This window comes from Acinetobacter sp. 'aerobic (ED)', from assembly GCF_904886855.1.
GTDB classification, from domain to species: Bacteria; Pseudomonadota; Gammaproteobacteria; order Pseudomonadales; family Moraxellaceae; genus Acinetobacter; species Acinetobacter courvalinii.
The window spans coordinates 245,589-258,616 of sequence record NZ_CAJHGI010000006.1 but is presented as its reverse complement, the minus strand read 5'-3'; the positions used below and the strand labels follow the sequence as shown (position 1 = coordinate 258,616).

General features: G+C 36.0%; 12 protein-coding genes. 9 read left to right on the top strand and 3 right to left on the bottom strand.

Features of this window, described 5'->3' with window-relative positions; genetic code table 11:
• Positions 1–79 precede the first annotated feature (79 nt).
• The 7 genes from JO943_RS13950 to JO943_RS13920 all read left to right on the top strand — a co-directional run bounded on the left by JO943_RS13950 (position 80) and on the right by JO943_RS13920 (position 8,210).
• Entirely contained in the window at positions 80–2,683 is a 2,604-nt protein-coding gene (locus JO943_RS13950) for a fimbria/pilus outer membrane usher protein (protein WP_227614481.1), read from the top strand.
• Positions 2,680–3,939, top strand: a complete 1,260-nt coding sequence (locus JO943_RS13945; RefSeq protein WP_202741114.1) for a fimbrial protein — start codon at positions 2,680–2,682, stop codon at positions 3,937–3,939. Before JO943_RS13950 ends, JO943_RS13945 begins: the two co-directional genes overlap by 4 nt.
• A 56-nt stretch (positions 3,940–3,995) precedes the next feature.
• Entirely contained in the window at positions 3,996–4,679 is a 684-nt protein-coding gene (locus JO943_RS13940) for a molecular chaperone (RefSeq protein WP_227614479.1), read from the top strand.
• Positions 4,680–4,733: 54 nt separating this feature from the next.
• Positions 4,734–5,777, top strand: a complete 1,044-nt coding sequence (locus JO943_RS13935) for an AraC family transcriptional regulator (protein WP_202741112.1) — start codon at positions 4,734–4,736, stop codon at positions 5,775–5,777.
• Positions 5,778–5,830: 53 nt separating this feature from the next.
• Positions 5,831–6,265 (top strand): hypothetical protein, encoded by a 435-nt coding sequence (locus JO943_RS13930; protein ID WP_202741111.1) that lies wholly within the window; start codon positions 5,831–5,833, stop codon positions 6,263–6,265.
• Positions 6,266–6,981: 716 nt separating this feature from the next.
• The gene (locus JO943_RS13925) at positions 6,982–7,599 is read left to right on the top strand and encodes a thiol:disulfide interchange protein DsbA/DsbL (protein WP_032880495.1); all 618 of its coding nucleotides are present in this window, start codon (positions 6,982–6,984) and stop codon (positions 7,597–7,599) included.
• 377 nt (positions 7,600–7,976) lie between these two features.
• Positions 7,977–8,210 (top strand): hypothetical protein, encoded by a 234-nt coding sequence (locus tag JO943_RS13920; RefSeq protein ID WP_155757732.1) that lies wholly within the window; start codon positions 7,977–7,979, stop codon positions 8,208–8,210.
• Between the two features lie 43 nt (positions 8,211–8,253).
• On the opposite strand, the gene JO943_RS13915 is transcribed toward JO943_RS13920, so the two are convergent.
• Positions 8,254–8,937 carry a pirin family protein gene (locus tag JO943_RS13915; protein ID WP_202741110.1) on the bottom strand — a complete coding sequence of 228 codons (684 nt, stop codon included), beginning with the start codon at positions 8,935–8,937 and terminating at the stop codon, positions 8,254–8,256.
• 186 nt (positions 8,938–9,123) lie between these two features.
• Positions 9,124–10,467, bottom strand: a complete 1,344-nt coding sequence (argG, locus tag JO943_RS13910; RefSeq protein WP_005231277.1) for an argininosuccinate synthase — start codon at positions 10,465–10,467, stop codon at positions 9,124–9,126.
• A gap of 219 nt (positions 10,468–10,686) precedes the next feature.
• Between argG and JO943_RS13905 the strand changes: the two genes are divergently transcribed.
• Positions 10,687–11,034, top strand: a complete 348-nt coding sequence (locus tag JO943_RS13905) for a hypothetical protein (protein WP_005231276.1) — start codon at positions 10,687–10,689, stop codon at positions 11,032–11,034.
• Between the two features lie 20 nt (positions 11,035–11,054).
• Here the strand turns inward: JO943_RS13905 and JO943_RS13900 are convergent, their stop codons facing one another.
• Positions 11,055–11,906 carry a LysR family transcriptional regulator gene (locus tag JO943_RS13900; protein WP_005231275.1) on the bottom strand — a complete coding sequence of 284 codons (852 nt, stop codon included), beginning with the start codon at positions 11,904–11,906 and terminating at the stop codon, positions 11,055–11,057.
• A 169-nt stretch (positions 11,907–12,075) separates the two neighbouring features.
• Between JO943_RS13900 and JO943_RS13895 the strand changes: the two genes are divergently transcribed.
• On the top strand, positions 12,076–12,993 hold the full coding sequence (locus tag JO943_RS13895) for a DMT family transporter (RefSeq protein ID WP_005231272.1): 918 nt from the start codon (positions 12,076–12,078) through the stop codon (positions 12,991–12,993).
• Positions 12,994–13,028: the final 35 nt, after the last annotated feature.

The window sequence follows — 13,028 nt, the reverse complement described above, 5'->3', positions numbered from 1 at the left end:
TCATCTATGTCATCTATGTCATCTATGTCATCTATGTCATCTATGTCATCTATGTTATTATAATATAAAGGTAATTATAGTGCAAGCTAGAAGTTGTTTATATTTTGTGGCATGTGTATTAGTGTCAGAGAGCGCTAATTCTGCTCAACAAATTTCAAGAAAAGAATTATTGGAAAATGTAACTATTCGAGATGAATATGTCTTTGATAGTACTTTATTTCGTGGACAATCTATTGATAGTTCAAACTTATTAGAACGCTTAAATAAAAAGCAAAATGTTTTACCTGGAAACTATAAGGTTGATGTTTACTTAAATAATCAATTTATTCAGCGTATACAGCTTGACTTTAATGATACTGAATATGGAGTAAAACCTTGCTTCTCGTCTGATATTATTGAATTATTAGGCCTGCAAAAGAGTTATATTGAAATAGCCTCCATGTTGGAAGCTCAAAAATCTTGTTTTTATATTCAGGAGAATATAAAAGATAGTGAAGTTAATTTAGATTTAAGTAATCTCCGATTAAATATAAGTATTCCTCAAGCAGCTATTTTACATATACCGAGAGGATATGTAAATCCAGCAGAATGGAGTAAAGGGGAAAGTATTGGTTTTATTAATTATAATACCAACTTTTATCATAATTCATTTAAGACTGGTGATAACAATTTTAGCCAGGAATCAGCATACCTATCTTTAAATGGTGGGGTTAATTTTGGCAAATTACAATATCATCAGCAATCGAATTTGAGCTATAACCAGGGTCAAGGAACAACTTGGAATAATATCCGAAGCTATTTTACTTATCCTTTGAAATCAATATATAGTCAAGCATCCTTGGGGCAAGTGTACTCTTCTGGACAGTTTTTCTCTGGGCTAAGTTTTGATGGATTGTCACTTACATCTGACGATAGGATGCTTCCCGAATCTGTTCGAGGATATGCTCCTGTTGTGCAAGGTGTTGCTCAAACAAATGCCAAAGTATCTATTCTCCAAAATGGTAAAGAAATCTATCAAACAACAGTTGCACCTGGTTCTTTTAAAATAACAGATCTCTATCCAACTAATTACAATGGTGACCTTACAGTACTCGTCCAAGAGGTCGATGGCACAGTCAATCAGTTTAAAGTTCCATTTTCTGCCATTCCAGAATCTCTTCGTGCTAATACATATCGTTATAATTTGAATATTGGACGTACTAAAGATATTGGTAACGATACATATTTCTCTGATATTACCTATCAGCATGGTATTAATAATATCTTTACTTTTAATTCCGGTGCTAGAGTTGCTCAGAGTTACCAAGCCTTTTTGCTAGGCGGTACTTATGCATCCATAATTGGTGCTTTTGGTACAAATCTTACTTACTCGCATGCAAATATTGGAAATACTGATTCTACTGATGGATGGTTAGCAAATTTAACTTATAGTAAGAAAATTAATTCAACAAATACAAATATCTCTTTGGCTGGTTATCGATATTCAACAGAGGGATATCGTGATTTAGGTGATGTAATTGGTATACGTGAAGCTTTGAAAAATGGAACTGTATGGCAGTCTTCCAGCTATCTTCAAAGATCAAAGGTTGAGTTAACTTTAAACCAGGATTTAGATAAATACGGAATTTTATTTATTTCTGGGTCAATGCAAGATTATCGTGATAATCGTAAGAAAGATATTCAAACCCAGATTGGATATAATAAATCCTTTAAAAATGGTGTTTCTGCAAACCTTTCTTTAATTCGCAAGGAAATTGGTTTTTATAGTTCATTAGATAGCCAAAGTAATTCTAGTAATCTTTTTCAAGATAATAAAAGAGATACTTCTATCAATTTTTCTTTAAATTTTCCAATGGATTTTAAACATACACAAAATCCACAATATTTAAATTTAACATATTCTAATGATTCTGCATCTAATGATTCTTATCAAGCAGCCTTATCAGGCACATTACTAAAAGATCAATCTTTAAACTATATGTTTGGATTTAATCGTAGTGCAAACATGCATTCAAATGTATGGAATAGCAATATTAATAATCGATTTTCTAATCTTTCAACAGGGGTAAATGCCTCTGTTGGAGATGATTTTTGGCAAATCTCTACTAATGCTCAGGGAGCTCTGGCAATTCATAGCGATGGAGTCACATTTGGTCCATATTTAGGTGAAACCTTTGCATTAGTAGAAGCAAAAGGCGCTGAGGGGGCAAAAGTTTATAACGGTCAAGGGGCTAAAATTAATCGTTTCGGTTATGCCCTTGTTCCCTCATTAATGGCCTATCGCTATAACAATATTGCTTTAGATCCGGAAGGGCTCCAAGAGAATGTTGAAATAGAAAGTAGTGAGCAGCGCATTGCTCCGTATGCGGGAGCGGCAGTGAAAGTAAAATTCAAGACACGAACAGGTTATCCATTACTTATACAAGCCAAGTTAAAAGAGGATGAACAAGAGTATGTTCCTCTTGGTGCTGAGGTAATTGATGAGAATGGAAATACTGTAGGTATGGTTGGGCAAAGTGGTCAAATGTATGTAAAGACGGAGAGTTTATCGGGTCATCTTAAAGTTCAATGGGGTGACTTATCAAACCAGCAATGTCAGATCTCTTATTTTCTTGATAAAGAGTCTATTAAGCAGCCATTAATACGTTTAATTAAAGTATGTTCTGAAGGTATAACTAAATGAATAGATTACTAGTTTTTGTAATTGGACTTTTATCGTTTGCAGCGAATGCAACTTGTACGAAATCTGGCGTCCTAAACTCCTATGATTATAATACTGCAGTTATGCGTTTTGGTACCATAAACTTAACAAGTACATATTTCCAGCCTGTTGGCAGTTTAATTGCAAGGCTCGCTGTTCCTCCAACAAATTTCTCAGCTACTGGTGCAAAACCATCAACTGTGTTATGGCAATGTGATATTACTGATTTGCCAAGAATCAAATTTTTAGTTGCAACTAATGGTGATGATCGTGTAGGAGGATTTTGGGATATAGGAGCAAAAGATGGTATACCCAATGTTTTTGCTACTTACTATAAATATATAGGTTTAAAACAAACCATGGATGATTTAGTAATAAATAGATATTGGCAAGCTATACCAGTTAAAAACTATATCACTATCGGAAATAAAATTCAGATTCGTTTACAAGATTTGCCAACTTTATATGCTGAATTGTATAGAGTTAGTAGTCTACCTCCAAGTTCAGGTTCAGGTTCGAATTATTGTGGTGGTCAAATAACTACTGGTACATATTCGTGTACACAACCTAATTCTTATATCCAGTTAAGTGGCCCAGGTCTAGAGTCAGATATTGAAGGATCTGATTCTAATTGGAATTATCGTTTTTGGGGTGCGCACAATGGATTTGGCTATGGGATGCGATTGGGTAATCAACTCTATAACGATGTTACTTGTGTGGCACGTAATGCAACGCCTTTAGTTCTCTTCAATACAATATCCGCAAATGAATTAAATAAAGGTGGTGCTGCTCATGCCAACTTTAATGTTTCAATTGAGTGTTCCGATAAAGCTGTTTCGGGTACTTCTGCTCATCAAGTGGCAATAGGGATTCAAGCTTCAGAGAAAGCTTATAATGCAGCTCAAAAACTAGGATTAGTTAATTCTAAAAATGGTGTTGCTGCATTGGTTGCGGATGATTATGGTTCGAGTGGAATAGCTCAGGGTGTCGGTGTCTTTCTTCATAATAGTAATTCTTCAACAAATATAAATTTCGTTGGACAGCCTGGCTTGTCCGGAGGTGGTGCGCTTGCAGGTTGGCATCCAGCTAAAGCTGGTGCCACTTCAATTGGTTCAACACAAGCAGGCTATACCCAATACATCAAAAGCTATAGTGTGTCTTTGAAAAAATTGGCTGGGCAAACTGTGACTGCAGGGAAATTCAATTCAACAGCTTATGTTCTAGTGAAGATCCAGTAATGAAGTTATATCTAATTTTATTAGCAACAAATTGTTTATTCATGAGCCTTCCAACTATGGCAGGTATATTAGCAGAAAAAACAAGAATTATTTTTGTTAATGGACAATCTTCAAAAAATATTATGTTAGCTAATACAAATGAATATCCTGTTATGTTGCAGACTTGGGTTGATAGGGGAGAAGGTAACCCTGATGCTACAGATATTCCATTTGTAGCTCTACCGCCTGTCGTAAGAATTAAGCAAAGTAGTTTGCAAAGTGTTAGAATTGTGAGTAATGGGTCACAATTTCCTGCTGAGAAAGAGTCGGTATTTTGGCTAAATTTATATGAGATACCGGCTATAAGAAGAACAGACAAAGAAAATGAATCTCATTACATGAGTCTTTCTATGAATACACAAATAAAAATATTTTATCGCCCAAAAGGTTTAAAACCTTTAGATGTATCTACATTAGCTAAAGAATTAAAATTTAGCCTGAAAAAGAAAAGTGATCGAGTTGTACTCGAATGCGCTAACCCTACAGCATACCATGCATCATTAATTAATCTACAATTATTATATGGAAATAACACTCTAGATATTAATGATGAAATGGATTTAATGTGTTATCCAAAATCCAAAAGAGAATATTATATTTCTAGAGATTTACCTGTTAGCTCTAATTACATTTTAAATTATACGCTTGTTGATGATTTAGGTGTTTATCAAGAATTTAATAAGGTGTTGGTTTTAGATTAAATTTTCCTATTTTTTTTTGTTCTGAGGATTGTTTTGATTTTTGGAGTTAATGTCATGTATAGAGCTATTTATAATGTTAGATCTGCAAACGCTGGGTTATTATGTATGTTAGAGAGTTTTTGTGCAAAACAAAATATTGAACTCCCTTTGCGAACAGCTAATATGACACCAAATGATCGTATTCCTTTTTCAGAATGGGTGAATTTACTTAAACATATTGAGAAAAGTTATTCAGGTCAGTGTTTAAGTTTGAAAATTGCTGAGTGTGTAAAGTTACAAAATATGGGAATTCTGGGTTATATCTGTGGAAGTTGTGAAAATATCAGGGAGGCAGTACAGGCCTTTCTTAAATATTATAGATTAGCTTATGATTCTATTGAGATATATTTGAAAAGTGATGAAGGAAATTTAATGATCTGCTGGAGGAGTGAGAAAAATTTTAGAGCAAATAGCCTTGCAGTAGAAACTATGGTTTTCGCACTTATAATGTTTATAAGGAAATTAGTTTTACCAGAAATTTTATCTGTTGCTAAAATTGAGTTTAGCACAAAAAAATCTAAACATCATAAGGCGTTTTCTGAATATTTTGGTTGCCCTGTATTATTTAATCAGGATAGAACTGCTATATATTTTCCTTTAAGTTTTTTGGATATCAGAATAGAAAGTGCAGATAAGGTTCTAAATTATTTTTTAGTTCAATATGCTGAAGAGTTATTTGCTAAATTACCTGATGTAGATACCTTTGAAATTCTTGTGAAAAATGAGATTATTCAATCGCTTAACCATGGAGATGTGTTGATTGAAAATGTAGCTGAAAAGTTAGGTTACACTCCAAGAATGTTTCAGTATTTACTTAAACAGCACGACTTGAACTTTAGAAAATTATTAATAGATATAAGGAGAGATTTATCAATTAAATATTTATCTGATTTGACTCTAAGTGTTCTTGAAGTTTCACAATTATTATCTTATCAAGAACAAACATCATTTATTCGTGCTTTTAGATCATGGACGGGTTTAAGCCCTACACAGTATAGAAAGAAATTTATCTCGAGTTTTAGAGAGGATTTTTATTCTAAGTGGGATATTGTTTGCTAAAAACAATTCTCATTATTTCTCCTATTTTTTTATTATCCTAATTGGTTTTAAGCATGAAAGCATTGATTTTTTTTCTTGTAGCTATTGTCTGTTTTGAATTTTATTCAAGTTTTTTTTATGGTTTTGAAGTGAAAATAGCTGTTTTTACGGCTTATTACTTAATTATATTATCTTTGCTTTTGTGTGTTCTTTATTTTCTATTTTTTGAATTCAATACTGCTAATATATATATTGGTTTAATTAGGATGTGTGTCTTTTTAGTGGGTGGGTTGTTATTAAGTTTTAGCTTTTATCCGCTTCTTGATTTTTATTCATTTAAACCAGAAGGTTATTATGTTACAGATTGGTATAGCTTTAGAGCGGAAAGGTTAAATTTTGAGTTTTTTGAACAAAAGTGGTACGGTAAATGGTACGGTAAATTTAGTTTTTCTGTTTTATTTTTGATTGTTTTTTCCTTGATTTTTTATTTTAGCAATGATGAAAAATAAGTTTTTCTATTAGTAATTTTTTGGGTGTATTGGAGTTGCTGTATGTTTTTAATATGGGTTTAAGTAGATTTAATAATTGTACTCGGCTATTGTTTTATAGCTTGTATACATAAAAGATTCTTATCATAAAAATTTGTAATACATCATAATTTATTCTTTTGTAGAATAAAAAAAGCGATGAAATACTGCAATTAATAAAAATTAAGCAGCGCTTAAAATAAGAACGATTAATGTAACAAAAATAATTGGCAAACATTGGGCGCCGATTAGCATTAAGTGATTGAATTTATTAATTGAGCGCTACGTTGACATCGTAGAGGTCTCCAGTTCGAGTCTGGATATACCTACCAAGATATTAAAGTCATATAACTTTTTATGAAGTTACATGAACTCCAAAGCCCTGATTCGAAACGATCCAGGGCTTTTTTTTATAGCTTTAAAAAGGCGGCTGAGACTAACTGATAAAACAAGACGTAACGACATGAATCTTAATAATAGATCTATTAAGCTGTAGTATTTTTGTTTTTAATTGTTGATTTTAATCGATAATTTATAAGACCTACTTTTTGTAGGGCATTTCTCGAGTAAACTATGCCTATCGTAGTCTGATATCGACTGTTTAAGGACATAAACAGTGTTTTACGATGAGGTTTTGGAATGGTATTACTTATAAATTCTCAGGCGCGATAAAAGGCGTTATGAGCTTAGTGAAGTTAATGAAAAAATTTATTTTAACGGGCCTTACTGCAATGGTTGCAGTACTTTCTACCCAGACAATGGCAGCAGATTTTGTTGCAGGTAAAGATTATACGGTTGTACAAAATCCAGAAAAAACGTCTGTTCCAGATAAAATCGAGGTACGGGAATTTTTTTGGTATGGCTGTACCTATTGCTTTAAATTAGAACCGCATATGCAAAGCTGGTTGAAGAAGATTCCAAAAGATGTGTATTTTCTTCGTACGCCGGCAGCAATGACACCCATGTGGGAGCAGGGTGCGCGTGCTTATTATGTCAGTGAAGCATTAGGCGTTCGTAAGCGTACACATTTACCATTATTCCATGCCAATTTTTCTGGCAATCAAAGAGTTTTGCAAAAGGAAGCTTTTGCTAAATTTTTTACCCAATACGGCGTACCTGAGCAAAAGTTTAATAGCATGTTTGATTCTTTTGCAATTACAGCAAAAATTGCCGAATCCAATCAATTGGCGCGTAAATACCAACTCACTGGCGTTCCTGCGGTCGTGGTAAATGGTAAATATATTGTTCAGGGCGGTGATGAAAAGGTTGTGCAAGTGGTGGATTATCTGGTGAATAAAGAACGTAAAAACCAATAATATTTAGTCTTTTAATGAGGACATTATTTTGAGTTCAACACATTGTTTAGATAGTTTGCTTCGGCACGGCCATGCTGTGTTGGGTATAGCTTTTTAGCATTAACAGGACACTTGACCCCATTCATAATTGGTGCTAATTTAAACAATAAGGAAGTCATATACTATTTGGGATTTAAGAGAAATCTTGCCTAAATGCAAAAAGATATGATGACCTGAATACACAGCTAACAACGAACGAAACAATCTAGATTGTTTTTAAAAATGTTCAAGGTTGTAGAAAAGCCCGTTAATCGGGCTTTTTTAATGTCTATCTTTTTTAAAGTCTAGACTCAGGATATAGTCGTTTCTAAAGATTGGCAGGGCACACAAGATTTCTAATGCTGTTATTTATTATTGTACTGGTTGTGATTGGCTTGGTTTTATTCATTCTCTGGGTAAAGAAAACCAGCGCTAGACAAGTTTCATCTGACTCTAGTGATTCGTATTCGCCAACGCCTTATATCAATGACTCATCTCAACATCATGCTTCCAGACATACCGATCACTGTACTATAAGTGACAGTACTAGCTCGGATTCGGGGAGTTGTGATGGTGGGGGAAGTAGCGATTAAAAAGCTCGTACCCCCGAGGGAGGAGTACGAGTTAAACCGGGACTTAAGGTAGGTCAAACCAGATCATCTGACTGTCTTGCAGCGCAGTAATGGTGGCTGTTTCATCAAATAGCAAGGCATCACCAGCTTTGACTAAATGATCTGCAATCATCACTTCACCTGAAATTACATGCACGTAGTTCACTTTTTTCCGTGCTGTAATGTCTAGATGTTGATCTTTTTCAATGACCGCGGTTTTCACTTCAGCATTTTGACGGATCAGCATTGGTGCAGATTCATCACCTGCGATCAAGTGCCATTGGTTTGGATGATCTTTCGGATTGAGCTGAATTTGCTGATAGGTGGGTTCCACATCTTGTACATTCGGTTGAATCCAGATCTGTAACAGATGCACCGCTTTATCATGCTTGTTCATTTCACTGTGCGTGACACCTGTACCCGCACTCATCAATTGCCATTCACCTGCATTGATCTGGCCTTCATTGCCCATGCTGTCTTTATGGGAAATGATGCCATCCAGTACACAAGTCAGGATTTCCATATTGTCATGCGGGTGAGTACCAAAACCATTGTGTGCAGCCACGGTATCATCATTAATGACGCGCAGGGCACTGACACCCATGTATTTCGGGTTGTACCAGCTACCAAATGAAAAACTATGGTAGGTGTCTAACCAGCCTGCTTTAACATGACCACGATTTTCACTACGATGTAGATAAGCATTCATCTTTCATCTCCCAAATTATTATGTTCTGCTTGATGCTTATATTATCGATTCATAATAGGGGTAAATAGTCTTTTATTGCGACGTATTGTTCTATAATTGAGATGATGGGTTGCTTATTGTAAGGGTATAAAAAAGGCCGAATACAAGATTCAGCCTTTTAAGGTTTGATACCAATGTATCAAATGCTTATTTTGATTTGTTTTCCAATTGTGGAATTGCAGAGCCTTGACCTACAGAAAGCAGACCAGTTTCTGTGTAGATACCCAGTTTTGCACGTGTATCTGTGATATCAAGGTTACGCATGGTTAACTGACCGATACGATCCATCGGTGTAAACATCGAATCACCTTTCTCCATCGTTAAACGCTCAGCTTCATAAGTGAGGTTAGGAGATTCAGTGTTCATGATGGTGTAATCATTACCACGACGTAATTCAAGTGTTACAGTACCGGTAATCGCTTTCGCAACCCAACGTTGTGCAGTTTCACGAAGCATCAATGCTTGTGAATCGAACCAGCGACCTTGGTAAAGTAAACGACCTAAACGTAAACCGTTGATACGGTATTGTTCAATGGTATCTTCGTTATGAATACCGGTGACTAGACGCTCATAAGCAATGTGTAACAATGCCATGCCTGGTGCTTCATAAATACCGCGAGATTTTGCTTCGATAATACGGTTTTCGATCTGGTCAGACATACCTAAACCATGACGGCCACCGATACGGTTTGCTTCTAAAATAAATTCAACCGGATCTTCGATACGTTGACCATTCAGTGCAACCGGCATACCTTCTTCAAAAGTAATGCTCACTTGTTCTGGCTGGATTTCAACCTCGTCTTTCCAGAATGCCACGCCCATGATCGGATCGACGATTTTAATACCGGCATTCAGGTATTCTAAATCTTTGGCTTCATGTGTTGCGCCCAACATATTCGAGTCAGTTGAATAGGCTTTTTCTTTTGACATTTTATAGTCAAAGCCGTTGTCGATTAAGAATTGCGACATTTCGGCACGGCCACCTAACTCATCAATAAACTGTTGGTCTAACCACGGTTTATAGATTTTAAGGGCAGGGTTGGTCAATAAACCGTAACGATAGAAACGTTCAATATCGTTACCTTTATAAGTCGAGCCATCACCCCAGATATTAACGTCATCTTCTTTCATTGCGGTGACCAGCATGGTACCTGTCACTGCACGACCTAAAGGTGTGGTATTGAAATAAGGAACACCGCCCGTGCTGATATGGAATGCGCCACATTGAATCGCTGCAATACCTTCAAGCGCAAGTTGTAAACGACAATCGATTAATCGAGCTTTGACTGCGCCGTACTGTTCAGCTTTCTTTGGAATAGCATCATAGTCATCTTCATCAGGTTGACCCAGATTTGCAGTGTATGCATAAGGCTCTGCGCCTTTCTGTTTCATCCATAATAAAGCTGCTGAAGTGTCTAAACCACCAGAGAAGGCAATCCCTACTTTTTTACCTACTGGTACATGCTGCAAGATCGTTGCATTATCAGTCATTGCTAGTCCTAACTATTTCGAAATAGGCACCCTAATACTTCGGTGACCAAAGAGAATTTATACGTTCCGTACTATATCACTTTTCAAATCGATTTTTTTTCTGTTAGGAAAGGAATTCTTTTTTTTTCATTTGAAAAATAGATTAACATCAGAAAAATATAAAGTTTTACGATAAACATAAAGTTTTTATGAAGATTCTAAACAGGGTGAAAGAATAAAATGCTAGAAACGAACAATCAGATTCTCTCCACATTACATCGCATTGTCGCGTTTATCTTGATATCAGATCTCGTCTATGCGATTTATAACTTGTTTATGCATATGCCTAAATATTTTATTGGTGGTCTGTTGGGGCGTATAGCCTTGATTGTTGTTCATTTTCTATGTGCAAAAAGTGTTAGGACGGGAAGTACAAGTAGTCGTATTGGTTCAATCTTAATGACGGTCTTTATGCTCAATATGTTTCCTTTAGGAACGGTTATGGCTGTTGTCATGCTGTTTTTCTCTCTATTCAAATGGGAAAAAGATTCAACTTTTAAACTGCCAACTGAACTGCAAAAAAGTTAACGATGTCCTTGAAAATGAGCTCAAAGTGCATCATTTAGGCCAATAAATTGCTTCTCGATCGGTGTAAAGACATGGTCATTGCGTGCAATCAAATATAGACCAATGTCCCGATATTGTTCAGGCGTTTCCCGATAGTATTGAATCTTGTATTTCTCAATCAATGACTTGGCAATCATGGAAATGCCCATACCCAGCTGGGTAAAGTGAATTAAAGCTTCATGATCATAAATATGGGTGAGTTCACCCTTTTTAAGATTATAGTCGCTATAGATGCTATCCAGAGTTGTGGCATAGCAGCATTGTTCAGAGGCCAACAAGATATTTTGATGATTCAGACACTCTTCAAGACTATCGTGGTTAATCATATTTTTGCCAATAATCACCAGTTGATCATCCGCCTTTTGAATATATTGCAGGTTCTTTTGTTTTGGATGACCTAGCGCATAGGCCATATCCAGATTGCCCGCGAGAATTTCATCTTCAATATAGCCTGTCGAACCCGTTTTCATGGTAATCGAGAGGTCAGGATAAGCCTCATATAATTTGCTAAAAGACGGGTAAAAACGCATGCCACCGAGACTGGTATTGGTACCGAAACGCAGTACACTTTCTTGTTGATAGATTTTATTTTCGGTTTCCTCCCAGGTGAACATCATCTTTTTATATTGGGTATATAAATTCATGCCTGATTCAGTCAGTTCAACGCCTTTGGGTCTACGGATAAATAACTGGCGTTTGTAATGATTTTCAATCTTTTTGATTTTTGCAGTCATATTGGATTGTAAATAATTGAGCTTATGTGCCGCCGCCGTAATACTTTTCAGCTCGGCCACCGTCACAAAAGAACGGATATCATTAATATCAATATTCACGGCAATTCCTCAAGCGTGCCAGCTCATCCATTCCGAAAGATAAAAATCAAAAAGGAGTGACTGCTAAATAGGCATCAAAAAAAATGATGGATCTATTAAAACATAGCATTATTCATGATGTCATTTATTTTATACACTAACATGACTTTCCAAGGGTTGAGTACAACACGTGAATATTCGAGTCGTAAGCGCAATCGCGTTGTTATGTCTGGTCTGGGGTTCTTTATGGGGCTTGGTTAAACACAGTTTGCAAGTCTTTCCACCATTCCTGTTTATTTCTACACGTTTGATTCTGGCTGCATTGACTTTAATGATCATACAGCGAATGTTGAAGAAATCGATTCTGCCAAAACCGTCAGAGTGGAAGCCCTTGATGATTTTAAGCTTGCTGATTTGTCTTGGCTTCTATGCAACGCAAACTTTTGCGATGCAATTTGTGGATTCGGGTTTATCGGCAGTGCTGGTCTTTACCATGCCAATTTTTATTGGGGTGCTGGCACATTATTTCTTAAATGAACGATTGAATAGCCAAAAGGGTATAGGGCTGGTTTTAGGAACATTGGGGCTGATTGCCATTCTTTGGCCACAACTGCAGCATATCCATATGAATACCTCATTGCTCGGGCAAATCTTGTTAATTGGTTCTGGCTTCTTTTGGGCCTTATCAACGGTGTTTATTAAAAAGAATTTTGCCAGCTATGACAAAATCAAGCTAACTATTTGGCAGCTGTTATTAGGTGGCGCTGTTATTTTTGTTGGTGCCTTAGCTTTTGAACCTGTAGATGTCCAAGTTTGGCTCAACCCTTTAAATGAATCTGCCTTATTTTACATTGCAGTGGTTGGAACCGGATTTGCATTTGCATTATGGAACTGGATCGTGAGTCAGGTGGATACTTTTGTTGCTTCGATCTCAATCATGTGTATTCCAATTCTGAGTCTATTTTTTGGTTCTTTAATTTGGCATGAACCTTTAACCCTGAATATCTTAATCGGTGCGGTCTTCATTTGTCTGGGGATTGTGATGAGTTCACTCAAAGTGAAAAAAACCAAAAGTCGATTGGCTTATTCATGCAATCAACAGCCTTAAGCGATGTGCCATTTTAAAATGTTGGCGTAAAAAAG

What these genes read in the sequence shown, in the direction of transcription:
- JO943_RS13915 (WP_202741110.1), bottom strand. Translation starts at nt 8,937, where the DNA reads ATGAATGCTTATCTACATCGTAGTGAAAATCGTGGTCATGTTAAAGCA.
- JO943_RS13925 (WP_032880495.1), top strand. Translation starts at nt 6,982, where the DNA reads ATGAAAAAATTTATTTTAACGGGCCTTACTGCAATGGTTGCAGTACTT.
- argG (WP_005231277.1), bottom strand. Translation starts at nt 10,467, where the DNA reads ATGACTGATAATGCAACGATCTTGCAGCATGTACCAGTAGGTAAAAAA.
- JO943_RS13930 (WP_202741111.1), top strand. Translation starts at nt 5,831, where the DNA reads ATGAAAGCATTGATTTTTTTTCTTGTAGCTATTGTCTGTTTTGAATTT.
- JO943_RS13945 (WP_202741114.1), top strand. Translation starts at nt 2,680, where the DNA reads ATGAATAGATTACTAGTTTTTGTAATTGGACTTTTATCGTTTGCAGCG.
- JO943_RS13935 (WP_202741112.1), top strand. Translation starts at nt 4,734, where the DNA reads ATGTATAGAGCTATTTATAATGTTAGATCTGCAAACGCTGGGTTATTA.
- JO943_RS13920 (WP_155757732.1), top strand. Translation starts at nt 7,977, where the DNA reads ATGCTGTTATTTATTATTGTACTGGTTGTGATTGGCTTGGTTTTATTC.
- JO943_RS13940 (WP_227614479.1), top strand. Translation starts at nt 3,996, where the DNA reads ATGGCAGGTATATTAGCAGAAAAAACAAGAATTATTTTTGTTAATGGA.
- JO943_RS13905 (WP_005231276.1), top strand. Translation starts at nt 10,687, where the DNA reads ATGCTAGAAACGAACAATCAGATTCTCTCCACATTACATCGCATTGTC.